This is a genomic window from Paenibacillus chitinolyticus NBRC 15660 (assembly GCF_000739915.1).
Lineage (GTDB): Bacteria > Bacillota > Bacilli > Paenibacillales > NBRC-103111 > Paenibacillus_F > Paenibacillus_F chitinolyticus.
This window is the reverse complement of sequence record NZ_BBJT01000003.1, coordinates 979916-1005787: the sequence shown is the minus strand read 5'-3', so window position 1 is coordinate 1005787 and position 25872 is coordinate 979916. Positions and strand designations below refer to the sequence as shown.

The window sequence follows — 25872 nt, the reverse complement described above, 5'->3', positions numbered from 1 at the left end:
TAAGTAAAAACTGTAATTATTTGATTATATTTTAAAAAAAGTAAAGTTGAATACTTTGTAGCAAACGGCGATATTTTGTTCATAGAAAAATGAAGCGGCTTGTCCGATAGAAATGCTGTTCTTGATTTTGCCGACTTGACAATACGCGGATGTTCCGGTATAAATAATTTAATTATTCAAACAACGCAAAACAGGAACGTTTAAGAACGGGATTGGCATTCAGACGGATAGTCGCAGCGAGCCGGAGAAGGTGAAAGCCGGTACGGATGTCTGGTTGGCCTCGGGCCCGGGAAACGGTCTTCTGAACGGAAAGTAGGAAGATCCGGCTGAGCGCCGTTATCGGTCAAAAGAGGTCCGGTTTTTGCCCAGGAGGCAGCCGGGCACTTAGAGTGGTACCGCGGGAACTTACGAGCTCTCGTCTCTTCATAGAGACGGGGGCTTTTTTGCGTTTCATCATCAAAAGGGGGTTGAGAAAATGATATCCGCAACGTTGGGCATTGAAATCGAAAGAGGGGTCCGGAAGCTGCTGGACGAAGCGGGCACCTCGTGGCCGTCGGAACTGAAAGTACTGGTGGATAGGCCCGCCCATCCCGATCACGGGGAGTACAGCACCAACGTATCCATGCTTTTGGCCAAAACCTTGAGGAAATCTCCCATGGAAATTGCAAATAAGCTAAAAAGTGAGCTGGAGCATGCGAAGATCGCAGAGGGCATCTTTTCGAAAATAGAGGCCGTGGCACCGGGCTTTTTGAATTTTGCAATCGATTGGAACGTCTGGCTGAACCGCCATCGGGAATATTCGGCTTACCAAGGCGAGACGGAGAAGGGGAAGGTTGTGATCGAGCATACTTCGATCAATCCGAACAAATCGGCGCATATCGGACATTTGCGTAATTCCTGCATTGGGGATACGCTGGCACGCCTGTTATCGAGAGCCGGCCGTGAAGTCGAAATTCATAATTACATCGATGACCTGGGCAACCAGTTGGCCGATACGGTAGTGGGTATTCTTCATACGAAGACGGAGGGGGAGCATGTCCGTTTCGGTGATTTTTGCTGGGATACGTATGCAAAAGTGAACAAAGTGTATAAAGGGAGCCCCGAGCTTCAGGAAGAGAGAACGAGGGTGCTCCACGAATTGGAGGAAGGAACCTCTTCTACGGCCTGGATCGGGCGTTTGACGGCGGAAAAAATCGTGCGAGAACAGCTTCACGAGATGAAGGCGTTCGGCATCGGTTACGATGTGCTCGTGTGGGAAAGCCGCATTGTGGCCGAGGGGCTGTGGGAAGCCGCTTTTGAGCATCTTCAGGCTACCGGAGCCTTTTATAAAGTGGAGGAAGGCAAGCTTGCCGGATGCTGGGTGCTGCGGCACGGAGGTGAGGGCAGCGGTGAAGCGGAGGGAACCCCAAGCCCTGATCCGGAAGCGCATCAGGCGGACAAAGTGCTCGTCCGGTCGAACGGGATACTGACTTATACGGCGAAAGATATCGCGTACCATCTGTGGAAGTTCGGTTTGTTGTCCCAAGATTTTACGTATATGCCGTTTGCGGACGGCGTCTGGTCCACCGATTCGCAAGGACAAGCGATGCCGTTCGGCCGCGGAGAGACGGTGATCAACGTGATCGATTACCGACAGGAATATCCGCAGGCGATGGTCAAGCTGGCGCTGGAGGCGCTCGGGTACAAGGAGCAGGCGGCCAGGCTGCTGCATGTCAGTTACGGGGTCGTGTCGCTGAGCCCCGAAACGGCCGAAAGCCTGGGAGTCGACACTTCCGCAGGTAAAGGCTCGTATGCGATGTCGGGCCGCCAGGGTGTAGGCATCAAGGTGGCCGAGCTCCTGCAGGTGATGGAGGAGAGCATCGAATCCAAGCGTTCCCGGCAGGAGGGGCTTTCCAGCCGGGAGATTGCGGCCGCCGCAATCCGGTATTACCTGCTGAAATATCATCTTCAGACGGAAGTCGTTTTCGATCTGCGCCAGGCGACGGAAGTAAGCGGAAATTCCGGCGTATATCTGCTGTACGCGTACGCCCGCGCCGGAAGTGTGCTGGAAAAGGCAGGCGCCGGGCAGAAGGGAAGCGGCAAAGCGCTCATGGAGCCTCCGGTGCCTTCGTTTGACGGCGGGGCGCTGGAGCCCCCGGAGCGTCAGCTGCTGAAGCAGATCGCGTACTGGACCGAGACGATGGATGCCGCCGTCCGGCAGTTGGCTCCGAATCTGATCTGCAGTTATGCTTTCGAGCTGTCGCTGCTGTTCAACAATTTCTACGGAGCTTGTCCGATACTGAAGGGTCCGGACGACCGGGTGGAGCTGCGGGTGTGGCTGACTTGGAAATTCCGTGAAACGCTGGGGAAGGCGCTCGATGTGCTCGGACTGCCGGCTCCTGACCGGATGTGATTTTAACAGGCGGGCGCGGTATGCCGTGCCTTGACCGGAAGGCTCCGTAAAAGCAGGCTGCTGCCGGACAGACAAGGAGAGTGAAGCAGCCGCGAACGGCCGCTGCCCCCTAACCCGGTCCTAGCCCGGGCTTGGACCCGGCGGGCTTAGGCCGTTTCCTTGTTCACGGCAAGCTTTAACAGCGCATGGGTGTCGGTATAGACGCCGCCTGAGCTTGACCGGAGTACGACGGTAATCAGGTTCTTCCCGTCGAGGTCCGCCGAAGAGACGAGACAATAGCCGGCTTCGTCGGTGAAGCCTGTTTTGACGCCGTTAACGCCTTTGAAGTAGTAGGCGCCGCCCTCTTGAAGAAGCTGGTTCCGGTTGACGAAGGTTTGCTTGTTTCCGGCCGAAGCGACCGTATGCCGGGGCTGGTCGACAATGCCGCGAAATACTTTGTTCTTCATGGCTTCGCGGGCAAGCAGGGCCATGTCGCCCGCAGTCGTGTAATGCTTGGGATCGTGAAGCCCGTGCGGGTTCGTGAAGTGGGAACGCTTGGCGCCGACCGCGGCGGCCTTCTTGTTCATCAGACCGGCGAAATAGTCGATACTTTCTTCTGCGGAGAGCTGCCGGCCGCTATCCTTCTCCGCTATGTAGCGGGCGACGGTTCTAGCCGCGTCGTTGCCGGAAGGAAGCATCATCGCGGCGATAAGGTCTTCCAGTGAAAGGCGCTGGCCTTCCCACAGTCCGGCGGTGCTTTCTCCCGGCGTTTTCAGCCGGATTTCGTCGCCGACCGTAATGAGGTCCTTGGCGCCGCCTTTCTCGAGGGCGATCATGGCGCTGACGATTTTGGTGGTGCTGGCGGGATAAAGGCGCGAGTCCTGCTGCTTCTCGAAGAGGACCTTGCCGGTATCCGCGTCCATGAGTACGGCGGCTTCTCCCTCGACGGAAGAAGTTAAAGGGCTGCCGCTTCCGCCCAGAAGACCTGAGCGCAGCGTCGATAAAGCGGATACGGCGCGAGGTTTAATGATATGTAAAGGATCCGAGACCAGGGCCAGGGCGACGACGGCCGCCGTGAGTCCCAGCAGGGTTGATTTTAGTTTCATGGGGTAATGCTCCTTTCCGGTTTGAGGCGGTAACTCTCTCCTTCTATATTGGACGCTAACGTTTAATAATCCGATAAGAAAACCTTACGAAATAATTACGATTCTCTATGATTTTAGACAGATTTTGAGAGTCGCGCGAACAGCCGTTGTTCCGGGGATAAAAAAAAGCGATCCCCCGCGGGAGATCGCGTCTAAAAGGAACCGGAGCGGACGGAAGAAGGGGGAGGGTTGTCGGGATTCAATGCCCGCAGGCGGACCGTGAATACCGTCTCTTCCGGATCGCTGTAAGCCTCGATCGTTCCGCCGTGGAGATCGATAATCTGCTTGGCGATGGCCAGACCGATTCCGGAGCCCCCGAGATGCTTCGTACGGGACTTCTCGACGCGGTAGAACCGCTCGAAAATCCGCGGCAGATCGGGCGCGGGAATCGATTCTCCGTAATTGGTTAAGGACAGGACAATTTCGCTGCCTTCAACCCGTCCCGTGACGTCGAGAAAAGCTCCGTCATGCCCGTATTTGATGGCGTTGGTGATCAGATTCTCGAACACCCGGCGCAGTTTGTTGCCGTCCGCAAGGACGTAGAGGCGGGGTTGTTCGAACGTCATGCGCGTGTCCATGTCCGCCTCCTTAAGCTGCAGCTGAAAAGCGGAGAAAATCTGATGCAGCATTTCGACCAGATCGATCTTGACGAGCTGCAGCTTCATTTCTTTGTTCCGGAGCCGCGTATACTCGAACAAATCCTGTACGAGCTGGTTCAGCCGCTGGGATTCCTCGTACGCCATCCCGATATAGTGGCGGAGCTCCACCTCGTCCCGGTACCTGTCCTGATCCACCAGGCCCAGATAACCGGTAATGGAAGTGAGCGGTGTCCGGAGATCATGCGATACGTTCGTGATCAGGTCGTTCTTGGCCTGTTCGGCCTGGCGTTCTTCCTCCAGGGAGAGCTTCAGGCGGTCCACAAGCCGGTTGACGTGCACGGCAAGCTGGCCGAGCTCGCCGGAGCCTCCCGCCGGAACCCGGTGATTAAAATCGCCGTCGGTGATTTTTTGCATATTTTCGATAATCTGCGCGAGCGTACGCTTGTCCCGGTGACGCTGCTCCAGCCGGAAAAAGTAAATAAAAAAGAGAAGGAAGATGATCAGTCCGGCCTGGATGTAAGCATCGGGATAGCCGATCCGGTAGTTGATCCAGATCAAAATATTTTCCAGGCTGATCCGCTCGGAAAGATAGGAATAGAAGAGCGTGCGGCCCAGGAGAAAAATAAGAAGCAGCACGATAAGGGACGATCCGAGGCTGTACAGCAGGGCTCTGCTCCAATTAGTTTTCAAGCTTGTAGCCGACCCCCCATATCGTGTGAATGATTTTCTCGCCTTCCATTTCCTTCTCCAGTTTGTCGCGGAGGCGGCTGATATGAACCGTTACGGAGTTCGTGGATTCGAAATATTTTTCTTTCCAGATTTTCTCGAAAATTTCTTCCGAGCTGAAAACACGTCCCGGATGAGTCGCCAGCAGGGACAAAATGCCGAATTCGATCGGCGTGAGCTTGACGAGGCGCCCGTTGGCGGTAACGGTGTGCGTCTGCTTGTCGATCAAGAGGGAACCGATCCGCGTCGTGTGCTCTTCGGCGGGAACGGACGCCTGTGCCTGGAAATAAGCCCGTCGCAGCAAGGACTTGACACGGGCGATCAGCTCCAGCGGATTGAAGGGCTTCACGACGTAATCGTCCGCCCCGGTCATCAGTCCGGTAATTTTATCGAGATCCCCGTCCTTGGCGCTGATCATCAAGATGGGGGTCATTTGCTTTTCGCGTATTTTCATGCACACTTGAAGGCCGTCCATGCCCGGCATCATAATATCGAGAATGACGAGATGAACCGTCTGCTCCGCCATAATGTCCAGAGCCGTCAGGCCGTTGTTGGCTTTGTAGACGGTATAGCCTTCGTTTTGTAAATAAATTTCGATGAGTTGCGCGATTTTATCGTCGTCGTCGACGATCAGAATATGCTTGTCCATGTCCGTTTTCATCCTTTGTTTTACCCGGTTGCGGCGGGCCGTCAGTCATAATGGTTCCATTGTATCATTTGTTGCTTAGGATCTTTTTACAAAAAGGTTAAGAAATCCTTTCAATAAAAAAAGCGGGGATGCCCCCGCGGCTTAAACAAAGGCCGGTCCCTAGAAAGGAACCCGGCCCCGGTTCTTATTTCGTAAACAGTTTCAGGTAATCGCCGTAGCCTTCTTCTTCCAGCTTGCTTTTAGGAACGAAGCGCAGAGCGGCCGAGTTGATGCAGTAGCGCAGCCCGTTCGGGCCCGGGCCGTCTTCGAAGACATGCCCCAGATGGGAATCCGCATCTTTGCTGCGGACTTCCGTGCGGACCATATTGTGCGTCAGATCCACATGCTCCGTTACTTGCTCGCCCTGCAGCGGCTGCGTAAAGGAAGGCCATCCGCAGGAGGAATCGAATTTGTCCAGGGAGCTGAAAAGAGGCTCGCCGGATACGATATCGACGTACAGCCCTTCTTCTTTGTGATCCCAGAATTCATTGCGGAACGGCGGCTCGGTGCCGCTGTTCTGCGTCACTTCGTACTGCATGGGCGTGAGACGCTTTTTGAGATCCTGATCTTTCGCGTGGTCTTTCCAAGTGTTTTTCAAAAATGCCGCCCTCCCTGATCCTACCGAGTACGCTTTATAGCGCAGCGGATTTTTTTTATAGTAACCTTGGTGATACTCTTCTGCCGGGTAAAACGGCTTGGCCGGTAAAATTTCCGTGGCGATCGGTTTGTCGAACCGCCCGCTGCGGGCCAAATCCAGCTTGGATTTCTCCGCCGCTGCCTTCTGTTCTTCGCTATGGTAGAAAACGGCGGTCTGATACGATTGGCCGCGGTCGTTAAATTGGCCGCCCGCGTCCGTCGGGTCGATCTGCTGCCAGAATACCTGAAGCAGACGCTCGTAGGAGAACACGGCAGGGTCGAACGTGATCTGGACCGCTTCGTAATGGCCGGTCGTATCGGAGCAAACCTGCTCGTACGTCGGGTTCTCCAGGTGACCGCCCGTATAGCCGGATTCGACCTTGAGAATTCCAGGCTGCTCGTCGAACGGCTTGACCATGCACCAGAAGCAGCCGCCTGCAAATGTTGCCAGCTCGGATGATTTGTTTTCCAAACTCATGGGTTCCCAGCTCCTTTATTTAAACGTTCTTTAAAGTCGGTTAGATTCCTGACCCTTCCATTATACCATCTCCCGGCGGAAAAAAAGAAATCCCGCCGCCGCGGCACGGCCGCCTGTCGTTTGCCGCCTCGGTTGTTCGGCCGGGCCGCTCTTTCACGAAAGCCGCGAAAGGAGTATAATGGCCCTTGCAAGACGGATGCAGTCCATTCTGAAACGAAACAGGTGACCTCGATGGAAGCGAATTATTGTATGACGTGCGGAACTCCGCTTGAAACGCGGGATATGGACGGAACGCTCCGCCGGGCCTGTCCGGCCTGCAGTTTTGTCCATTGGGGCAGCTACAGTGCGGGCGTAGGGGCGCTCGTGATGCGGGAAGGAAAACTCCTGCTCGTCCGCAGGGCGCAGGAGCCGGGCAAGGGAAGATGGACCAACCCGGGCGGTTTTATCGAACAGCTTGAGCTGATTCACGAGACGATTGCGCGGGAAGTGCTGGAGGAGACGGGCATCGAGGCTTCCGTTAAGAAGGTAGTGGCGTTCCGGGACATGCCGAAAAGCATTCATAACATTTATATCGCTTTCGCGATGGATTACGTAAGCGGCGAACCCGTACCGGACGATCACGAGGTGGACGCCGCAGGATTTTACAGCCTGGAAGAAATGGAGACGATGAACGTGGCGCCGTTTACTCGCTGGCTGGCCGATGTGGCCTGGAACGGGCGGGGCGGAGGGCTCGTTATCGACACGGACCCGGTGATTCCGCTGGACGGGTACGGACTTTTCCGCGTCTGACACGGTTAAACAGCGATGCGGATACAAAGCATGCAGCCAAGGCAGGAATTGCCGGAAGCTGCATTTTTTTTAGGGAAAAAAATCGGCATGAAAAAAGCCGGTCGGGCAGCATTCGAACCCTTGATTTCAACTGGTAAAATTTTTCTCCAATTGCGCCGAAAACTGTATTAAAAATTCCTTGTACAGATGGAAGTTTCTTGTGCTATCTTATTGCCATAGAAAGATTTGGAAGCGTTTTCTAAAAAAGGCGGACGTGATGATTTTCGGCTCCGGTTTTAAGCCTCTTTTTTAAGTACTCCGACATATGACTCCTGCTGCAAGACTCATCCTGCGAGACTTCCTTGCACATTCCGCTTAATGACTTCCGCCGAACGGGACGCTTTCCGAATCTTCCGCCATCATGTATTGGAGGTCATATTCTTGAAAAAATGGAAACCTTCTTTATTGACCGCGTTAACGCTGGGGCTTGCGCTGGGAGCCGTTCCCGCCATGGGCGCGTCCTCTGCCGGGGATATCAGTATCGCTTACGGCAGCCGTGTCGCCGTACAGCAGCAGAAGCCTGTTCTGCAGGGGGATGCCCTGACCGTACCCGCCGAGGAGCTGGCCAAACAGCTTCAACTAAAGCTTAGTCCCCTGAAAGAAGACGGGACTTTTACGCTGTCCAAGACGGGCGTCTTTATCGAGATGAAGCTGGGCTCCAAGGAAGCGCGTGTGAACAACCGGCTCGCTACGCTTCAAGCCGCTCCAGCCAAGCAGGGAGACGCGCTGTATGTTCCTCTCCGTTTCGTATCGGAGGCTTCGCGCAGCCTGGTGGAGTGGGATCAGGCCAGGCAGATGGCGATCATCAGCCCTGCCTATAAAGTCGTCGGGTATTTCACCTCCTGGGGAAAATTGAAGGCTTCCGAGATCGACGCGTCCAGGCTGACGCATATCAACTACGCCTTCGCCAATATCGTGGACGGGGAAGTGGCGCTGAGTTCGCCTAAGGAGCAGGAAGAAGCCTACCCCGGAGCGTGCAAAGGAGAAGATTGTGCGAAATTTGTAAGCGATTTCAAAGAGCTTGCCAAATTAAAGCAGGCGAATCCTCATTTGCAGACGCTGGTCAGTGTCGGCGGTTGGACCTGGTCGGGCCGGTTCTCGGACGCGGCGCTTACGGAGGCTTCGCGTACCAAATTCGCCGACAGCGCCGTCCGCTTTATCCGGGAGAACGGCTTCGACGGAGTCGATCTCGACTGGGAGTATCCGGTGACGGGAGGCCTGGAAACGAACGTGCGCCGTCCGGAGGACCGCACGAATTTTACCCTCCTGCTGCAAACCATCCGTGAGAAGCTGGAAGCCGCCGGACGTGAAGACGGCCGCCATTATCTGCTCACGATCGCGTCAGGCGCGAATCCAAATTACGTGAGGGATACGGAGCTTGATAAAGTGTCCGAATCCATCGATTTCGTAAACATCATGACGTACGATCTGCACGGAAGCTGGGAGCCGACGAGCAACAACAACGCCGCCCTGTACTACGATCCGGCCGATCCGGACCCGAACGCGCATCGTTTCTACGTGGAAGCGGCCGTGAACGGTCACCTGAACGCGGGCGTGCCGGCCAAAAAGCTGGTGCTGGGCATTCCGTTCTACGGCCGTTCCTGGGGCGGCTGCGAGGCCGTAAACAACGGTCTTTACCAGGCCTGCAAAGGCGGGGACGTCGTGGATTGGACCGAAAAGCCGGAAGGATTCCAGCGCTACTGGAACGACCGCGCCAAGGTTCCTTACCTCTACAACAAGCAAACGGGCCAGTTCGTCTCCTACGAGGACGAGGAATCGATCGGTTACAGAGCCGAATTCATCAAGGAAAAAGGCCTCGGTGGAGCCATGTTCTGGGAGCTGAACGACGACCGGGACAGCAAGCTGCTGCCGCGGCTGGCGGAATCGCTGGACCGGTAAGGCGGCGGCAGGCCGGCGGCAATCCCGTTCTATGACTACGCTCGAATTGCCGAGCGAAGAATAGGGGAATGCGGCTGCCGGCAGTCCGTTGTACGGAACGGGAGCTAAGTTTCAGTTGAATACACTCTTTAGAACCGCACGGGAACCTTCGGGTCAACCGGCGTATTCTAGGGAGTGTATTTTTATGGCGTGAAATGCTGAGTCGTTCCGCGAACTTAATCTTCCTCTTTTTCTGGAGAAAACCTCCTTCAAGGGTATGCTCAGCGGATGCAGCCGTATTGGTTCCGTGCGGTCTCCCCGTGGTATAATGCGGACATCTCATCTGTTTACCTGTTAAATAAAGGAGTCGGACTCTAGTGAAATCGCGTCTTGTTCTGCTTGTTTTGGCCCTGCTCGTTTATGCGGGGCTTACTATTTACATCGGATGGCATGGCGAGCGGTTTCTCGACTTCTGGGGAATTTCCGTGTCCGCAGGACTATACTGGACGCTGCTGGCGGTACTGGCTCTCGCTTACATGCTGGGCCGCTCTCCCGCAGTTCCGGGTCCCCCGGGCAGGCTGCTGAAGGTCATCGGATCTTATTATTTCGCCGTGCTGGAATTTGCCGTTATTCTCCTTCCGCTGGGAGACCTGGCCGCCTGGCTCTTGAAGCTTGCCGGATTTCCGCCTGCCGTATATTTCGGAGGTACGGGAGGCGTCGTGCTCGTGATTTTGATTATCCTGTTTGCAAAAGGATATTGGAATGCCTGGACGCCCATCGTCCGGACGTACCGGGCTCGGGTCGGCAAAGGGGCCGGCCCCTTGCGTCAGCTCCGGGTAGCCGTTGCATCCGACATTCACTTGGGTAATATTGTAGGAAAACGGCACTTAGCCCGTCTGGTTAAGACCGTCGACGAGATGAAGCCCGATCTTATTCTGCTTCCCGGCGACCTTATCGACGACAGCATCGAGCCGTATATCCGCAACGGGATGTCGGAGGTCATGAAGCAGCTTCAGGCGAAATACGGCGTGTATGCGGTGCTGGGAAACCACGAATATTACGGCGGCCATATCGAAGAGCACATCAGCCAAATGGAGTCGATCGGTATCCGCGTGCTGCGGGACGAGACGGTTTCCGTAGAGGACGCTTTCTATATCGCGGGACGCAAAGACAAGACGGCGGAGTCGTTCGATACCGGCGGCCGTATGGCAGTGGACCGGCTGCTGTCCGGGCTGGATCCGTCGAAGCCGATTCTTCTCATGGACCACCAGCCCTATCATTTTGACAAGGCAGCCGCTGCCGGAGCGGATGTGCTTCTGTGCGGTCACACGCACCGCGGTCAGTTCGCGCCGAATCACTGGATCACGGGAAGGTTATTCGAGCTGGATTGGGGTTACATGCTGAAGGATAAGATGCATGTCGTCGTATCGTCCGGTTTCGGCACGTGGGGGCCGCCCATACGGATCGCCAGCCGTTCGGAAGTTATCGAACTTATTCTCGATTTTGAGGAAGCGGAATGAAAGAGTTTTCATGGTATAATAGTCTGGTAAAAGGACGCACCGGAACTGACGAGGGGAGATAGAAGCATGACACATAACCGTGCGTATGAAAGTAATTATCAGGGAATGAAAGCTGTCCGGCTGGAGTGGGGCGCCTATGAAGCCGTCATGCTCCCGGATTACGGAGGCAATCTTATCGCTTTCCGGGATACGGACAACGGCTACCGGTTTCTGCACGAACCGGCTGAGGAAGAGCTGGAATCCTTCAAGGCGAATCCGGGAATCCACGGCATTCCCGTGCTTTTTCCGCCGAACCGTTACGAAGACGGCAAGTTCCCGTGGAACGGCAAAGTGCTCCGGTTTCCGATTAACGAAGAATCGACGGGCAATCATTTGCACGGATTTCTACATAAGATTCCTTGGCAAGTCGACGAATACGGGACGACGGAGAGCGAAAGCTTCGTAAGCGTATCCGTCCGGGTGGATGAAGCCCATGAAGTGTACAAGTTTCTGCCGTTCCGTTTTACGATCCGTCTGCGTTATTCGCTAAACGGGGACGGGTTGGCCCAGCATCTGTTGATCCGCAACGAAGGCGGAGAACGGATGCCTTGTCTGCTTGCTTTTCACACGTCGGTTAACGCCCCTTTCGCGCCGGATGCTTCGGCGAAGGATTACAGGGTGAAGCTGACGATCGGCAAGCGCTGGGAAATGAACGACCGCATGCTTCCTACGGGCAGGCAGCAAGCCTTGACGCAGGAAGAAGAGCAGCTCCGGGACGAAGGGATTTATCCTTTCTACGAACCGCTGGACAACCATTATACGGTGTCGGCCCAGAACGGGCGCAACCGTATGGAGCTGACCGACACGAAGCACAACGTTACCCTCGTTTACGATGTCGGTACGTCCTACAAGCAGTGGATGATCTGGAACCATTTCGGGGAGGAAGGGTTTTTCTGCCCGGAGCCGCAAGTGAATCTCGTGAATGCGCCGAACAGTCCGCTGCCGGCGGAAGAAATCGGCTTGTTCGGGCTGAATCCCGGAGAAATTTGGGAAGAGACAGGAAGGCTTTATGTGAAGTAACGGCCGTTTCGTAACCGAAGCGGGAAAAGAAGACGCTGCTTTCCCATCATCTCCAGAACATGATAAGATGGGAGGCAAGGAGGAGTATATATGACCACACCTAACGAATCCGGCGATCAGCCTATCGAAGCTCAAGCGACAGAAGAAGAGCAACTGTCTCCCGAAGAGCAGGCAGCCCGAGAACAGCAGGAACAACAGCAGCAGAACGAAATTATTTTTGCCTGGTACAAGCATGCCGAACAGGTATTGAAAGAGCAGTTTTCCGACTACGAAGTGGAAGGACAGGTGGGCCAGCATCCCGTCTTCGGTCCTTTGTTCGCCTACACGATCCGTCAAAACGATAACAGTTACTCCTGCGGATTTTTCCTTAACGAGCTTGTGCATACGTTCCAGAATAAGGAGAATCCGGGTCTATGGATGTCCTCCTTCTTCGTGGACTTGATCCGCAGCTCCGACAATCGTCCGCTTCCGGCCGCTCCTCAAAGCGAAGAAGAAGCGAAACAGCTGCTGGACAATTATATCGTGCCTCACTGCGCGGAGAGCGTAAGAAGCGAATTTCCGGAAGAACAGATCTACGTCGATCTGGAGATGCATCCCGAAGCCGGCCCTGTATTGGAAGTGGGCTTCCCGTCCATTAAAGAAGGCAACAATACGTTTGCCCTTCCGCTCCAGTTTCTGATGACGCTTCACTTGCTGAACCGCGATCCGGCCGATCCGCTTGTTCAGGCGCTCTATAAAATCCATGAAGAGCATCAGCAGCAGGCGGAGCACACGTAACCGCTTCCGGCTGTCTGATGCCCGCCTGCCGGCTAACGGTGCCGCTAATCGTGCCGTACCGGCCGGTGAGGTATAAAAAAGACGATTCTCCCAAAGGGGAATCGTCTTTTTACGTTGCCACGCTCTACTGATCGGGCTCCTCTTCAAAGTTCAGGTTGACCGGAGCGTCGGGGAGCGCGTTAACCTCCTCCAGACTCGTCACAGGCACCTGGAGACTGACGGTATCGAACTGGAGACTGTCGATCCAGACCCGGCCGCTTCCGTTCAACAGAACGCCGAACGCGATCGCCACACTCTCTTTGGGCACATCCAGCACCAAGCTGTATCGGCTCCAGCCTGTCGTTCCGCGGATGGGCCTGCCGCTCATGTTGTCAAAGCCGAGCACGTCGTGATCTTTGCCGTCTATGCGCAGCCACAAGCCGCACCAGTCCCGGACTTGCTCGGTTTTGACGAAACCGCTCAGCCGAAGCCGGCTTCCCAGGTAAGCGTCCGCTTTGAACATCTGCATCATGGTCCCGAACCCGGAGGCCCGTTCCGTGAGCGAACGCAGATAACCGGACGATTTGCCGTGGTGGACCTCCAGCCGGTCTACGCCCATCTCATAATCTCCCGTGTTGGTGCCGGTAAGCATCCAGCCTCGGGGTTCTCCTTGTAAAGCATTCATTTGATCCGCCTGTTCGGCCATTTCGGCTTCACTCTCCTTCTGCATCGTAAGCGTGCGGTAGTAGGAACGGTACTGGCCCGGCGTCATAAGGAACATGCGCTTGAAAGAGCGAGTAAACGATTCCTGGGAATCGAAGCGGTATTCAAGCGCGATGTCGAGGATCCTCCGCTCGGTTCCGAGCAGGCTGCACGCCGCGCTAGACAGCCGGCGCCTGCGGATATAGTCGGCGGGAGGCATGCCTACCTGAGCCTGGAAGATCCGGTGAAAATGATACATGGAAAATGCCGCCCGCTCGGCGAGGATTTCCAGATTCAGCTCCTCCTTCAGATGAGCCTCGATGTAAGATAGGGTCCGGTTGACCGTTTCCGAATATACGACTGCTTGCACCATAGCGGGGTATCGCCTGCCTTTCCGCTTTCAGCTTACCATGGAGAGCCGGACGGGGCTTGATCGTTCTTGCGCTTTACAACTGCTGCCGCTGGGCAACGGTCGAATCGATATCTACGTACAAGGTGTTCGTGTACTCCACCCGGCCGATTTCACAGCCGGGACCGATTTTCACGTCTCTACCGCGTACGACGGAGGCGAAGGTATGCTCCAGGTAGATGACGTCACCTTCGATGGTTCCGGCTTCCAGGGAGATGCGTTTGGAACCGAAAAGAGAAGCCAGCGAGTTCAGGAACCCGTTTTTGTTCACCCGGATGGATTCTCCGCCGATTTCTCGGGCCCGGCACGGTCCGAACAGGCGAATGTCGATCATGCCCGCATTCAGCAGGCCGCCGACTTCAAAACCGCCGTAGGCTTCGAACTTTTCCGCTTCGCAGTCTCCGTTGATCTGTACGGAACCGCGAATGACCGCCGTGTCCGCGGTCAAGGAGCCGCCGATGCCGGCCGATCCGTTCACCTTGACTAGACCGGCAGCCACGTCGCCCCGAAATTCCCCGTTTCCGCTGACACTCAGCAATTCGGAACGGACATTTCCGGCAACGGAGCCGCTACCGCGCAGGATCACTTCCTGGGCGGCCAAATTTCCGTACACATGGCTGTGCCCCGCCGATTTAAAGCTTCGGCATTCCAGATCGCCGTCTATCCGGCCGTTTCCGTTAATTCTCGCGTTCCGGTAACGTCCGCCGTCTGCCGAACCCGCTCCCGAGATGGACAAGTCATTCGTTATAATCGGCTGTGCTTCCATGGTCAGGCCTCCCGCCAAATTTTTGTTTTTAACGCTTCAACGGATGGGGAAAGCTGCAGGCGCGCCGCCACTTTCACACCCTTTTCCAGATAAATCTCCCCGGTGCCCTGCTTCAGTAAACAGGTGGACACCCCCATTTTGCGGATAAAAAGGAGCTCCCCGTCGCTGTCGCTCATGTTGGGGTACTGGTCCGTCATAAGCTGGATAAGGCCGCTTCCTTCCTCCAAGCTGATTTCCCCGGTTTCGAGCAGCGTGTGAAGAACATAGACGGCGAAAATACGCTCGAATGTCCACACCTCGGCGTCTCCGCTGAGCCGGATGAAATAGTCCAACGCAACCTTCGAAACAATGTTATGAAGGATAAGCTCTTCTTTCGTCATGCTCAGATCGGTAGGACGGGGAGAGAAGCGGTCGGCCAGCTCATCCAGCGACAAATCGTCTTTCTGATACAAAATGTTGTCAATGCGGACGAGAATCTCTTTCTTGGGAAAAAACGTTTCCTGCCCCGTGAAGGTAGATTTTCGGATGAACCACGCTTCCGGTATAAGGTTTTTTCGTTTCCAGCGATAAAGCTGGCCGTAGGATATGCCGGTCAATTCGAGCAGATCTTTTTTCGAAATCAATTCTTGCGTCATTTCAACACCTCTTGAAAAAGATTGTAACATAACACTGTTACGCTGTAAATTAGGCTGAATGACCAAGATTTTTTGCTAATAAAGTCGTAAAAAAGACGTTGACACTTCAAAAAAACGTGTGCTAAGCTACTTGAAACTCCGATAACATACTAATCCAATCGGAATTATTAAAAGAAAAAAAGTCTACCGTTCGAACGGAGACGCGCTTTTTTCCTGTCAGGGGAAAGTGCGTCTTCTTTTTTGGATGAGCGGAAGAACGTCAAGGGGGAGAGAGACGAAAATGACAACGATATCCGGGTGGCTGAAACGTTCCACACGTACAAAAGCATGGCTGGCGGCTCTTATGCTGACGGCCGCGGCCGTTCTGTCCGCATGTTCTTCGGGCGGGGACAAAGGGGCCGCGGCAACAACGCCGAATGAGGCCAAATCCGCCGTAACGGGAGACTCCAAGGTGCTCCGAATCGGCTACCAGAAAGGGAATACGCTGAATATACTGAAAGAACACGGCAATTTGGAGAAACGGCTGAAAGAGAAGAACATCACCGTGGAATGGAAAGTTTTTGCGGGCGGAAATTTTCTGCTGGAGGCGTTAACGGCGGGAAGCATCGATTTCGGGCATGCGGCAGACGGCTCGGGCGTATTCGCGCAGGCCGGAGGCAAACCGTTTGTCTACGTGGGCTGCGATCTCCCCAATCCGGAAGGCATGGGAATCGTCGTTCATGCGGGTTCGCCGGTAAAAACCGTCGCGGATTTGAAAGGCAAGAAGATCGCGGTGGCGAAGGGCGGGAATCATCATTACCTCGCTGTTCTGGCCCTGGAAAAGGCCGGTCTCAAACTGGACGATGTCAAATTCGTGTTCGTTAAAGACGCATCCGAAGGGAGAGCTTTGTTCGAAACGAAGCAGGTGGACGCGCTTGGCTCCTGGGACCCTTTTTTCGCCTCGGTCGAGAACGATCTGGCTCCCGTGACGCTGACGGACGGAACGGGATTTTCACCGAATCGGACCTTTTATTACGCCAATGAAACGTTCGCGAAAGGAAATGCCGAGCTGATCAAAACGATTCTGGAGGAAATAGACGTCTCCGACAAATGGGCCAATGCGAACAAGCCGGAAGTCGTCAAGCAACTGACGGAAGCGCTCGGTATCGACCGAAAGGCAATCGAACGGGCCGTGAACCGACGAATGTACGGCGTCGAAAATTTGTCCCCGGAAATCATTGAGCCACAGCAAAAACTGGCCGATACGTTCCACCGGATCGGACTGATCGGGGACAAGATCAATGTAGCTCCGCTGATGCCCGTCCGGCAGGTGTGGGCGATCGGTAAATGACGGCGGATCCTAACTTGAGGGAGATGACAAAATGTCGGTAAGCGTTGAACAAGCGTATACGAGACGAAGAGATACATGGGCAGCCGGGCTGCTTCCCTGGCTGCTTCCGGTGCTTATTGTGGCGGGTTGGCATATGGCCGCCGTCTACGGGCCTGTTTCCCAGCGGCTGTTCCCGCCTCCTCTTGAGGTGGCGAAGTCGGGATGGAAGCTTTTCGCCTCCGGTCAGCTGACGTACCATCTGAGCGTTAGTCTCGGCCGGGCGGCCGCGGGTTTTGTCATCGGCGGGGGAATCGGGCTGCTGCTCGGGGCGGCCAACGGATTGTTTGTGACGTCCTACCGGATTTTCGATACGTCGATCCAGATGATCCGGAATATTCCGCACCTTGCGCTGGTGCCCCTTGTGATATTATGGATGGGAATCGACGAAGGAGCGAAGGTGTTTCTGGTGGCTCTCGGCGTGCTTTTCCCGGTCTATGTAAATACATTTCACGGAATACGGTCGGTCGATCCGGGCTATTTAGAAATGGGCCGCGTCTACGGGCTCACCTCCTGGCAATTGTTCCGCCATGTTATTTTGCCGGGGGCGCTTCCTTCCGTTTTTGTGGGAATCCGTTACGGGCTCGGAATTATGTGGCTGACGCTGATCGTGGCCGAGACGATCGCCACGGATAAAGGAATCGGTTTTTTGGCTTTAAATGCCCGTGAGTTTATGCAGGCGGACATCATTATTTTAAGTATTCTGCTGTACGCGCTGCTGGGCAAGCTGGCGGATGTGATCGCCAAATGGCTGGAGCATACCGTGCTCAAGTGGAATGTAAGCTACCGGAAAGCCTAGAACAACGTAAACGGAGGTGCCGCAATTGAGCGGGTGGGGTCAGTTGGCCGAGGAGGCTTTATATACGGAAGCGCCGGCAGGTGATAAGCGAAGGGCGGTTTCGGGCAATGACGCCGGGCAAAGCGGGGAGAGCTTGTTCGGAGCGTCTGTCCGGCTGCAGGGCGTTCATAAATCGTTCGGAGGCAAAAAGGTGCTTCACGAGCTGGATCTGACGATCCGTCCGGGCCAGTTTATTGCCGTTGCAGGCAGAAGCGGCAGCGGCAAAAGCACGCTGCTCAGACTGCTGGCGGGGCTTGAGAAGCCTGCCGAGGGCCGGATCGAGATCGACGGCAGGCCCGTGTCCGGCATCGGCCGGGATATCACGGTCATGTTCCAGGAGGCCCGCCTGCTCCCGTGGAAAACCGTGCTGGATAACGTCGGCATCGGTTTAAGCGGGAACTGGCGTCCGCGTGCCCTGCACGTACTCGGGCAGGTAGGCCTGACGGACCGCGCCGGCGAATGGCCGGGCGTCCTCTCCGGAGGCCAGAAGCAGCGGGTCGCCCTGGCGCGGGCGCTTGTCCGCCAGCCGAAGCTGCTGCTGCTGGATGAGCCGCTGAGCGCACTGGATGCGCTGACCCGGCTGGAGATGCAGCAGCTGATCGGCACGCTCCGGCAGCGGCATGGCTTCACGACTGTGCTCGTCACGCACGACGTAAGCGAAGCGGTCCGTCTGGCGGACCGGATTCTTCTGATCGAGGACGGGAAAATCGCGCTGGACGCCGATAATCCGGCTCCGTGGCCGAGGGATCAGGCGAATCCGGAATTCGCCCGGCTGGAGAAGCGGGTGCTGGAGCGGATTATGCAGACGGGCGGGGGGAACGGCCGATGAATCCATCTCCATTCAGCTTCGCCCGGACGTCGGAAGAGCAGAAGCGTCTCGATGAGATCGGCCGGCTGGCCGACACGTTGCGTGATGAAGCGGCCAGGGCGGATGAGGAGAATGGCTTCTCCTACGGAGCTATCGACGCGCTGAAGGAAGCCGGGTATCCTTCGCTGACGGTCCCGGCCGAATACGGAGGAGCCGGAGCATCCCTGTACGAATTTGTCCTGCTGCAGGAAAGGCTGGCCCAGGGAGATGCGGCGACTGCACTCGGAATCGGCTGGCATCTGGGCATCGTTCTGGAACTGGCGAATCAGCCTGCCTGGCAGGACAAATACGAGGCGCTGTGCAGAGACATCGCTTCCCGCAACCTTCTGATTAACCGCGCGGCCACGGAAAAAGGGACGGGGAGCCCGTCGCGCGGAGGCCGTCCGGCTACAACGGCGGAGGAAGTAGAGGGCGGCTACCTCCTAAACGGACGTAAGACGTTTACGACGCTGGCTCCCGCCCTAGACCTCGTCATTGTGACGGCTTCCCTGGAGCCGGACGGAAATCACGGCGAGTTTGTTTTTCCCGTCGCGACGGAAGGCGTCCGTATAGAGCCGACATGGGATATGGTCGGCATGCGGGGAACGGCCAGTCACGACCTGGTGCTGGAGGATGTGCTTGTCCCGCCGGAGGCTAGGGTCAAGCACACCCGCAGCGAACCGAGCAGACCCGGGCCGGCGGCTCATCCGTATCTGCTGCACATTCCCGCCTGCTACCTTGGCATCGCTCTTGCGGCGAGGCGGGAAGCGGTCACTTTCGCGGCGGCTTACCGGCCGAACTCGCTTCCTCACCCGATTCTGGAGCTGCCTCATATCCGGCAGCTGATCGGGGAGATCGAGCTGGAGCTTTCCGCGGCAAGGCATTTTCTCTACGCGGTCGCGCAGCGCTGGGAGAGCGCCCCCGCAAATCCGGGGGCATTCGCCGCGGATTTGAGCGCCGTCAAGACGTTCGCCGTGCGGACGGCGCTTACCGTCGTCGACAAATCGATGCGGATCGCGGGAGCGCACAGCTTGGCGATGACTCATCCGCTTCAGCGGCTGTACCGGGACGTGCGGTTCGGACTGCACAATCCTCCGATGGACGACGTCACGCTGAAGCAGCTGGCCGACCGGGCGGAGCGCGAGCTGCTGCCTCCGCCAGAGGGAACGGCGGAGGCGTAAGCGAAAGGCGCTAAAGCCATGAAGAAAATCAAATGGTCAAGCATGGCATCTCTAGCGCATATTCCAATTCCATGCCTTATCACAAGTAATAAATGCTGTAAGTGACTAACGTCTATATGGAAGCTCATGCATTTAACCAACGTTTTTACAGTATACACGGGCTGAATGATATTTATCTCGTTCTGTAAGGACTGCTTGTTTTGTGGTTCGTCTGGTTTATGCCCACTTTTGAAGTGAATCAAGTTGAAGAGGTTTGCGCCCGTATGAAAGATAAAGGGGTTAACGAGCCTCATGCTAGGCAAGGCTTTCAGCTAACGGGTGACGAGAGCACAATAGGTGATTCAGCAGGCTGCCGACGATCGGCGGCCTATTGAAGTAACGGGCAGATTAGTTAAAGATCATTTGAGGGGAACCGTATCACAAGTAAACACAAAGTCGTTGACCGTTTGCATGTGAATCGATACGTAACAGAGGCTTTGCAAATTGTTCGAAAACGGGTCCAGAAAGACCTGTCTCCCCGTGCGCGTCAACAGTTAAAGCATCATTATCGGCTACTGGGTAAAGGAGCTGACCAACTATCTGAAAGAGAAGCTGGATTGGTCAAGCAATTTCTTCAGTACTCGGATATTTTGTGTGCGGTGTATCAATGGAAAGAGATGTTCATTACTTGGATGTGTTTAAAGAGAATGTGTTTAAAGAGTGTTGACAAAGAAATATATATATTATAATATGAACTCAATTAAAACGGTTACATATTGTACGTATTCATTTAATCGTTTAAATGCCTTTTAATTTAAAAACTATCATCGATTATTTTTTTATTTCTCTATTTAATCGATTAAATTCTTATGATAGTAATATTAGAAGAAAGAGGGAGATCGAAGTAGAAGGTAAAAAACCTAGCATAAAGGATGTTGCTAAAAAAGCTGAAGTATCCACAGCAACCGTTTCAAACGTAATGAATGCATCAAGATTTGTTAAAGAAGAAACAAAATTAAAAGTGTTAAAGGCTATGGAAGAGTTAAATTATAGACCAAGCACTGTAGCTAAATCACTTAAAGGAAAAGATACAAAAATAATTGGGTTGATCATTCCGATACGTCAAAATGATACATCAGCGGACTTCTTTATTTCGTTGGCAAATGGAATTGAAAGCGTACTAAATACGAAAGGGTATCGCCTAGTTATAAGCAATTCTCATGAAAATATTAATAATGAGCTCGAACAGATAGATATGTATAATACTCAATTTACGGATTATATGGATGGACTCATTATTGCGCCGACTTCTCAGAATGGAAAAAATGTAAATGAATTGTCTTATCTTCAGTACCCGGTTGTTTATGTGGATCGAAAACCAAGTGTACAGAATAAGGTGGATACGATTTATACAAATAACTATCAGATCACATACGAAGCCATCCAATTAATGGTTCAAAAGGGCAGAAAGAGGATTGCCTTTATATCAGGCCCTATTGATGTATCGAGTACGATTGAACGCTTTCAAGCCTATAAAGATGTATTGAAAGATAACCAGGTTCCCTTTGATGAGAAGATCACTTATGTAGGAGAGTCTTTATTTGAATCGGGATACGAGCTTACCCAAAAGGTGTTGGATCAGGAGATAGACGGATTAGTTATCGTAAATAACACGATGTCTATGGGAGCATATAAGTCCTTCAAAGAAAAGAAAGTTTCTGTTCCTAAGCAAATTTCCTTTCTTTCCTATGACGATTTTCAATGGATGAGCTTGACAGAACCACCTATTACAACAATCAAACAGCCTGCTTTTGAAATGGGACAAGCAGCAGCGGCACTTATGCTTGAAAAGCTTGAGAATTTGTCAAAAGATCCCGTTGAAATTTGTATTGATTCTACGCTTGTAATTCGAGGCTCTTTGTAAAAAAAATTAAAATTGGCAGAGGTGCTTAAAATGAAAAAGTTCAGCTACCTACTAATTTTACTTCTCGTTGTCAGCGTGGTTATTGCAGGTTGCAATAGCGGCGGTGGAGATTCGAATGAAGATGGTATTACGACTATTGATTTTGCTATCCATGTAGCGAATCCTATGGAACAAGAACCGGCATTTTCCAAACTGATTGAACAGTTTCAGATAGAAAATCCGGATATTAAGGTGAATTTAATCGGTAAAGAGCAACAAGAGCATGTGAAAAATATAAAAATGATGTCTCAATCGAACAAATTACCAGATGTATTTTGGATGCTTCCGGCTTCCGCTTCGGAGCTATATGAAGCCGGTATGCTAATGGGATTAAATGATTTTATTAAAGAAAATCCAGAGATTAAAAATTCTTTAAATGAAAATATGTTAAGTACTTATGCGGCAAATGGAGAACAATACGGACTGCCGTATCAGCCGCTAGTTACAGGTTTATTCTACAACAAAGCATTATTTAAGCAACATGGAGTAGAGCTTCCAAAGACAATCGAGGATCTGGTCGCAGCTGCAAAAGTGTTTAAACAAAACGGTGTGACTACGATTGCTAAAGGTGCCAAAGATGAATATTCAGTATGGGCCTTCTTAACTATGCTGTCTAGATATGGTTATTTCGAGAAAATCGACAATATTATGGCAGGTAAAGAAAAATACAATAACGAAGATTTTGTTAATTATTACAAAAAAATCGATGAGTTAAGAAAAGCTGGTGCATTCCCTGATAACGTTTCTACTCAAACGTATTTCCAAGCGGTTGAACAATTCCTCGGCGGCCAGGCAGCATTTCTTGATTCTGGAATGTGGGATATTCCAAAGATTGAAGAGAGCGGAATAGATGCAGGCTTCTGGTGGGGTCCAACGTTTGCAGACGGAGTCGGCAATCAGAATATAAGCTCCGTAGTGCCGGCGGCACCGCTTCTTGTAAGTAAAAATGTAGAGAAAGATGCAGCTAAGAAAGAAGCAGTTCTTAAATTGTTTGCCTTTTATTATGGAGAGAAAGGTACACAAATCATGGTAGAAAATCAAGTTCCGCCGATGACAAATACTAAAGTAACTATTGACGAAGCGAAGAACCCGTTATTCAAGCAGCTTGTTGACCAGATTCAGTTGAAAGGATGGGTCAGTCAACCCAATCAGCCAGACCTTGTCGTTCCAGAGGCCATTGGCAACGCAATGTATGACAGTATTTACGGTGTGATTAACGGAACCTACACACCTGAAGAGGCTGCAAAAGTTGTTCAGAATAAGGTAGATGAAACTAAATAATTAATAAGCTGGTCTGCTTATTAATATAAGAGCAGACAAGTACTAAAAGTAGGTGTGAATATGCGTTGGTTTAGCAGCAATTCAAACAAAATAATAATGTTATTGCCTACAATGCTTTTATATATGGTCTATATTATACTACCAATTATTATTGCAGCGTATTACAGTTTAACACGTTTTACAGGGATAGGTAAGCCTAAATTCACAGGAATGTCCAATTATTTAAGACTATTTAATGATCCGATTTTTATGGTTGCTCTGAAAAACACCTTCATAGTTCTGGTTGTTACTCTTATTATTCTTATACCGGCAGCCTTTCTTTTATCGTTGCTTCTGAATAAGAAGATGAAAGGTTTGGGAGTGATTCGGGCGATTAATTATTCACCTTCAATTATTGCGCCAATTATGGTGGGGTTAATCTGGGTATTTATTTTAGATCCTAAAATCGGATTGATTAACAACGTATTAAATATGATAGGACTGGAATCCTGGGCTTTACAATGGATTGGCGGTGATAAGCTAACGCCATTCTCAGTAGCTGTCGTCCAAAGTTGGCAAAGTCTTGGATATATCGCAACAATTTTTCTCGCGGGACTAACTTTAATCCCAAAAGAGATGTATGAGGCAGCTGATATTGATGGTGCTACTAAATTTCAGCAATTGAGAAACATCACGGTTCCTCTGTTGGGTGAGACCTTTAAGCTGAACATCATCTTAGCGATTACCTTATGTTTTAAAATTTTTGAAACGGTGCTCCAATTAACGAATGGTGGACCAAATCATCTATCCGATGTATTAGTTACCTACATGTATAGTACAACATTTAATGCTGGAGAATACGGGTATGGAATGGCAATCGCTGTAGCTTCCCTCATTGCAACAATTCTCTTAACTGGTATTATTTTGGGAATGTTCACCTTCGGTAAAAGAATGGTTAACAGCGAAGGAGCGAGGAAAGCGTGAAGACAATGATATCAACGGCTCAAGGAACAAAAGTTGCGGTGTCCAAGCGGAAAAGCGGCAGGCTGCTTTCCCGATTGCTCACTTTCGGAATAACCGCGCTGGTGATGATTCCGTTTCCGTGGATGATTCTGCTTTCCTTTAAAGATAATCAGTCTATTCTAACAGACCCTCTTTCAATACCGAAGTCATTTAGCCTGGAGAACTATGTCCGTGCATTCCAAACGCTTGATATGGGGCTGCTTTATAAAAACACCTTTTTTATTGCAGTTGTCTCCGTCTTTATGGGTCTTGTTGTAAGCTTTATGAGTTCATTCGCATTGAGCAGAATGGTGTTTAAAAGCAACAAATGGAAGAATGGTTTGTATTTATTTTTAATAGCGGGACTAGCCATCCCCCCATTTATCTTGCTATACCCGATTTACAAAATCACGATATTTTTTGGGATTGAAAATACGTATTTATCACTCATTTTGCCGTATATTGCAACGACTCTATCGTTTAACACTTTGTTGTTTGTAGGTTTTTTAAAGGACTTTCCGTCAGAAATAGAAGAAGCCGCATTAATTGATGGAGCAAACCTTTATATACTCTGTGCAAAAGTTGTTATTCCGATAGTAAAACCGGTCATGATGACTATTTTGATCTTTAATACTCTTTACGTGTGGAACGAGTTTCCATTCGCGGCAACCCTTATTACGGATCAATCATTAATGACCATCTCAATGGCTATTTCAGAATTTAAAGGTAGATACAATATCGACTATGGCGGTATTGTTTCGGCAAACCTGTTGTTTATTATTCCGCAGCTGATATTCTTTACAATTTTTCAGAAACACATTGTTGAAGGAATGACAGCTGGTGCAGTTAAAGGATAAAAAAAAATTACAAAAATGATTACTTGGAGGAAATAAAAATGACTAATCTATCTAACGGCAGTATGCAGCACTTAACCACACATAAGGATGTTCGTTCGGCGCGTGTATCGAGCTCTGATCAAACAGGAAGAAACCAAGACTACTGGTTGATTCCGCCGAATGAATCCGTTGTTTTAGGGGAAATCGAAGGTCCGGGTTGTTTAACTCATTTCTGGATGACTTCATTTTGTCGGAAAATTATGGGTCCTAGTATTGTAGATCCAGCTTTGGGTAGTAATGTAGCACCTGTAAATGAAATTCACAACGCCCTGGGTGTAACTTGGGAAGAGCAAGATCCATTCTATTACCGAAAAGCACTAATCAAAATTACATGGGACGATCAGGATACACCAAGCGTTCTGGCACCATTCGGTGACTTTTTCTGTGTAGGTCACTCCTTACCGGGGAATTTTCAATCTGCTCCGTTTAACGTATCGGTAAAGCCTGAAGAGGCGAACAAATTTGGAGCACCTGCTGCATTAAACTGCTATTTCCCAATGCCATTTAACAAAAAAGCAAAAATTGAAATTGTAAATGAAAATGAACTTCCGTTCGGTTTGTACTTCTATATCGATTATGAGCTTTATAAAGAAGAACTGCCTGAAGATACGGTATACTTCCATGCTAACTGGCATCGTGAAAATCCATGTGAAGGTTGGGGAAATGATCTTCAAGTAAACAGCCCGGCAGTTCAAAGCGTGGCAAACCTTTCGGGTGAAGAAAACTATGTCGTGCTTGAAACAGAAGGAAAAGGACATTATGTTGGCTGTAATCTATCGGTCAACCATTTTCAAGGCAGCTGGTGGGGAGAGGGCGACGATATGATTTTTATTGATGGCGAAACAGAGCCAAGTATCAATGGTACTGGAACAGAGGATTATTTCGGACATGCATGGGGTATGCAAAAAAATGCTTTCTTATACAATGGCTCAATCATTCATGAAAGTGAAAAACCTGGTTATCAAGTGTCCTATCGCTTTCATATCGCAGATCCCATTCATTTCGCGGAAAAAATAAAAGTGACTATTGAACATGGCCATGCCAACCATTTATCGGATGATTGGTCCTCAACAGCCTACTGGTACCAAACGCTTCCGTCTCCTAAGCTAGATATTTTGCCAGTGGAGCAAAGATTGCCTCACGTGGCAGTAATGCCGGAGGTAAAACAAGATACCAAGCCTGAGCTTAATGATGAACAGCGTAAAGCTTATGAGCTTGCCGAAAAATTAGAGCAATCCTATGTAACCGAAAAGAAAAATCAGATGGAAATAAAGTTTAATAAAACAAGAGAATCATCTGTCGGAAATAAAGAACATGTTCAACGTGTGAAAAGCACACTTTAAG

Annotated in this window: 24 protein-coding genes; 17 read left to right on the top strand and 7 right to left on the bottom strand. The window is 51.6% G+C overall.

The features are described from left to right. Positions 1–475: 475 nt before the first annotated feature. Positions 476–2392 carry an arginine--tRNA ligase gene (locus PCH01S_RS09890; protein WP_042228784.1) on the top strand — a complete coding sequence of 639 codons (1917 nt, stop codon included), beginning with the start codon at positions 476–478 and terminating at the stop codon, positions 2390–2392. Between the two features lie 146 nt (positions 2393–2538). Here PCH01S_RS09890 and PCH01S_RS09885 read toward each other — a convergent pair whose 3' ends face one another. The 4 genes from PCH01S_RS09885 to msrA form a co-directional block, all read right to left on the bottom strand. Next, on the bottom strand, positions 2539–3477 hold the full coding sequence (locus PCH01S_RS09885) for a D-alanyl-D-alanine carboxypeptidase family protein (RefSeq protein ID WP_042228782.1): 939 nt from the start codon (positions 3475–3477) through the stop codon (positions 2539–2541). A gap of 191 nt (positions 3478–3668) precedes the next feature. After that, positions 3669–4805, bottom strand: a complete 1137-nt coding sequence (locus tag PCH01S_RS09880; protein ID WP_042228780.1) for a sensor histidine kinase — start codon at positions 4803–4805, stop codon at positions 3669–3671. Further along, positions 4795–5490: a response regulator transcription factor gene (locus PCH01S_RS09875; RefSeq protein ID WP_042228779.1), complete on the bottom strand. Its 696-nt coding sequence runs from the start codon at positions 5488–5490 to the stop codon at positions 4795–4797. The genes PCH01S_RS09880 and PCH01S_RS09875 overlap by 11 nt, the downstream gene beginning before the upstream one ends. Before the next feature lie 184 nt (positions 5491–5674). After that, a complete protein-coding gene (gene msrA / locus PCH01S_RS09870; RefSeq protein WP_042228778.1) occupies positions 5675–6643 on the bottom strand; it encodes a peptide-methionine (S)-S-oxide reductase MsrA in 969 nt (322 codons plus the stop codon). Positions 6644–6874: 231 nt separating this feature from the next. Here msrA and PCH01S_RS09865 point away from each other — a divergent pair, with 231 nt between their 5' ends. From PCH01S_RS09865 to PCH01S_RS09845, 6 genes are all read left to right on the top strand, one after another. Next, positions 6875–7432, top strand: coding sequence for an NUDIX hydrolase (locus tag PCH01S_RS09865; RefSeq protein ID WP_042228776.1), 558 nt, complete (start codon positions 6875–6877; stop codon positions 7430–7432). Between the two features lie 30 nt (positions 7433–7462). Next, entirely contained in the window at positions 7463–7603 is a 141-nt protein-coding gene (locus PCH01S_RS30355) for a hypothetical protein (protein WP_156972807.1), read from the top strand. Positions 7604–7852: 249 nt separating this feature from the next. After that, positions 7853–9370, top strand: coding sequence for a glycosyl hydrolase family 18 protein (locus PCH01S_RS09860; RefSeq protein WP_241688837.1), 1518 nt, complete (start codon positions 7853–7855; stop codon positions 9368–9370). A 356-nt stretch (positions 9371–9726) separates the two neighbouring features. Beyond that, positions 9727–10869: a metallophosphoesterase gene (locus PCH01S_RS09855; RefSeq protein WP_042228774.1), complete on the top strand. Its 1143-nt coding sequence runs from the start codon at positions 9727–9729 to the stop codon at positions 10867–10869. A gap of 66 nt (positions 10870–10935) precedes the next feature. Continuing rightward, positions 10936–11928 (top strand): aldose 1-epimerase, encoded by a 993-nt coding sequence (locus tag PCH01S_RS09850; RefSeq protein ID WP_042228773.1) that lies wholly within the window; start codon positions 10936–10938, stop codon positions 11926–11928. Positions 11929–12018: 90 nt separating this feature from the next. Then, complete coding sequence (locus tag PCH01S_RS09845) at positions 12019–12705, top strand: hypothetical protein (RefSeq protein WP_042228772.1); 687 nt, start codon at positions 12019–12021, stop codon at positions 12703–12705. A 124-nt stretch (positions 12706–12829) separates the two neighbouring features. Here PCH01S_RS09845 and PCH01S_RS09840 read toward each other — a convergent pair whose 3' ends face one another. The 3 genes from PCH01S_RS09840 to PCH01S_RS09830 form a co-directional block, all read right to left on the bottom strand. After that, on the bottom strand, positions 12830–13759 hold the full coding sequence (locus PCH01S_RS09840; protein ID WP_042228770.1) for a helix-turn-helix domain-containing protein: 930 nt from the start codon (positions 13757–13759) through the stop codon (positions 12830–12832). A gap of 73 nt (positions 13760–13832) precedes the next feature. Beyond that, positions 13833–14561 carry a polymer-forming cytoskeletal protein gene (locus PCH01S_RS09835; protein WP_042228769.1) on the bottom strand — a complete coding sequence of 243 codons (729 nt, stop codon included), beginning with the start codon at positions 14559–14561 and terminating at the stop codon, positions 13833–13835. A gap of 2 nt (positions 14562–14563) precedes the next feature. After that, entirely contained in the window at positions 14564–15196 is a 633-nt protein-coding gene (locus PCH01S_RS09830) for a YhbD family protein (RefSeq protein WP_042228768.1), read from the bottom strand. Positions 15197–15476: 280 nt separating this feature from the next. Between PCH01S_RS09830 and PCH01S_RS09825 the strand changes: the two genes are divergently transcribed. From PCH01S_RS09825 to PCH01S_RS09785, 10 genes are all read left to right on the top strand, one after another. Further along, a complete protein-coding gene (locus PCH01S_RS09825) occupies positions 15477–16526 on the top strand; it encodes a sulfonate ABC transporter substrate-binding protein (RefSeq protein ID WP_042228767.1) in 1050 nt (349 codons plus the stop codon). A gap of 31 nt (positions 16527–16557) precedes the next feature. Next, positions 16558–17361: an ABC transporter permease subunit gene (locus tag PCH01S_RS09820; protein ID WP_042228765.1), complete on the top strand. Its 804-nt coding sequence runs from the start codon at positions 16558–16560 to the stop codon at positions 17359–17361. A gap of 25 nt (positions 17362–17386) precedes the next feature. Then, positions 17387–18229 (top strand): ATP-binding cassette domain-containing protein, encoded by an 843-nt coding sequence (locus tag PCH01S_RS09815; protein ID WP_206735007.1) that lies wholly within the window; start codon positions 17387–17389, stop codon positions 18227–18229. Continuing rightward, entirely contained in the window at positions 18226–19428 is a 1203-nt protein-coding gene (locus PCH01S_RS09810; protein ID WP_042228763.1) for an acyl-CoA dehydrogenase family protein, read from the top strand. The genes PCH01S_RS09815 and PCH01S_RS09810 overlap by 4 nt, the downstream gene beginning before the upstream one ends. 416 nt (positions 19429–19844) lie before the next feature. Then, positions 19845–20156 (top strand): transposase, encoded by a 312-nt coding sequence (locus PCH01S_RS29690; protein WP_084706564.1) that lies wholly within the window; start codon positions 19845–19847, stop codon positions 20154–20156. A gap of 53 nt (positions 20157–20209) precedes the next feature. Beyond that, positions 20210–21331, top strand: coding sequence for a LacI family DNA-binding transcriptional regulator (locus PCH01S_RS09805; RefSeq protein WP_053228685.1), 1122 nt, complete (start codon positions 20210–20212; stop codon positions 21329–21331). Positions 21332–21361: 30 nt separating this feature from the next. After that, positions 21362–22651 (top strand): ABC transporter substrate-binding protein, encoded by a 1290-nt coding sequence (locus PCH01S_RS09800; protein WP_042228761.1) that lies wholly within the window; start codon positions 21362–21364, stop codon positions 22649–22651. Between the two features lie 60 nt (positions 22652–22711). After that, positions 22712–23614, top strand: coding sequence for a carbohydrate ABC transporter permease (locus tag PCH01S_RS09795; protein ID WP_042228758.1), 903 nt, complete (start codon positions 22712–22714; stop codon positions 23612–23614). A gap of 5 nt (positions 23615–23619) precedes the next feature. Continuing rightward, positions 23620–24489, top strand: a complete 870-nt coding sequence (locus PCH01S_RS09790; RefSeq protein WP_084706569.1) for a carbohydrate ABC transporter permease — start codon at positions 23620–23622, stop codon at positions 24487–24489. Between the two features lie 38 nt (positions 24490–24527). Further along, the gene (locus PCH01S_RS09785) at positions 24528–25871 is read left to right on the top strand and encodes a glycoside hydrolase family 172 protein (RefSeq protein WP_042228757.1); all 1344 of its coding nucleotides are present in this window, start codon (positions 24528–24530) and stop codon (positions 25869–25871) included. Position 25872: the final 1 nt, after the last annotated feature.

Excerpts from the sequence above, each read along its gene's own strand:
- PCH01S_RS09890 (WP_042228784.1), top strand. The coding sequence starts at position 476 with ATGATATCCGCAACGTTGGGCATTGAAATCGAAAGAGGGGTCCGGAAG.
- PCH01S_RS09885 (WP_042228782.1), bottom strand. The coding sequence starts at position 3,477 with ATGAAACTAAAATCAACCCTGCTGGGACTCACGGCGGCCGTCGTCGCC.
- PCH01S_RS09875 (WP_042228779.1), bottom strand. The coding sequence starts at position 5,490 with ATGGACAAGCATATTCTGATCGTCGACGACGACGATAAAATCGCGCAA.
- msrA (WP_042228778.1), bottom strand. The coding sequence starts at position 6,643 with ATGAGTTTGGAAAACAAATCATCCGAGCTGGCAACATTTGCAGGCGGC.
- PCH01S_RS09865 (WP_042228776.1), top strand. The coding sequence starts at position 6,875 with ATGGAAGCGAATTATTGTATGACGTGCGGAACTCCGCTTGAAACGCGG.
- PCH01S_RS30355 (WP_156972807.1), top strand. The coding sequence starts at position 7,463 with ATGCAGCCAAGGCAGGAATTGCCGGAAGCTGCATTTTTTTTAGGGAAA.
- PCH01S_RS09850 (WP_042228773.1), top strand. The coding sequence starts at position 10,936 with ATGACACATAACCGTGCGTATGAAAGTAATTATCAGGGAATGAAAGCT.
- PCH01S_RS09845 (WP_042228772.1), top strand. The coding sequence starts at position 12,019 with ATGACCACACCTAACGAATCCGGCGATCAGCCTATCGAAGCTCAAGCG.
- PCH01S_RS09840 (WP_042228770.1), bottom strand. The coding sequence starts at position 13,759 with ATGGTGCAAGCAGTCGTATATTCGGAAACGGTCAACCGGACCCTATCT.
- PCH01S_RS09835 (WP_042228769.1), bottom strand. The coding sequence starts at position 14,561 with ATGGAAGCACAGCCGATTATAACGAATGACTTGTCCATCTCGGGAGCG.
- PCH01S_RS09830 (WP_042228768.1), bottom strand. The coding sequence starts at position 15,196 with ATGACGCAAGAATTGATTTCGAAAAAAGATCTGCTCGAATTGACCGGC.
- PCH01S_RS09825 (WP_042228767.1), top strand. The coding sequence starts at position 15,477 with ATGACAACGATATCCGGGTGGCTGAAACGTTCCACACGTACAAAAGCA.
- PCH01S_RS09820 (WP_042228765.1), top strand. The coding sequence starts at position 16,558 with ATGTCGGTAAGCGTTGAACAAGCGTATACGAGACGAAGAGATACATGG.
- PCH01S_RS09810 (WP_042228763.1), top strand. The coding sequence starts at position 18,226 with ATGAATCCATCTCCATTCAGCTTCGCCCGGACGTCGGAAGAGCAGAAG.
- PCH01S_RS09805 (WP_053228685.1), top strand. The coding sequence starts at position 20,210 with ATGCCTTTTAATTTAAAAACTATCATCGATTATTTTTTTATTTCTCTA.
- PCH01S_RS09800 (WP_042228761.1), top strand. The coding sequence starts at position 21,362 with ATGAAAAAGTTCAGCTACCTACTAATTTTACTTCTCGTTGTCAGCGTG.
- PCH01S_RS09795 (WP_042228758.1), top strand. The coding sequence starts at position 22,712 with ATGCGTTGGTTTAGCAGCAATTCAAACAAAATAATAATGTTATTGCCT.
- PCH01S_RS09790 (WP_084706569.1), top strand. The coding sequence starts at position 23,620 with ATGATATCAACGGCTCAAGGAACAAAAGTTGCGGTGTCCAAGCGGAAA.
- PCH01S_RS09785 (WP_042228757.1), top strand. The coding sequence starts at position 24,528 with ATGACTAATCTATCTAACGGCAGTATGCAGCACTTAACCACACATAAG.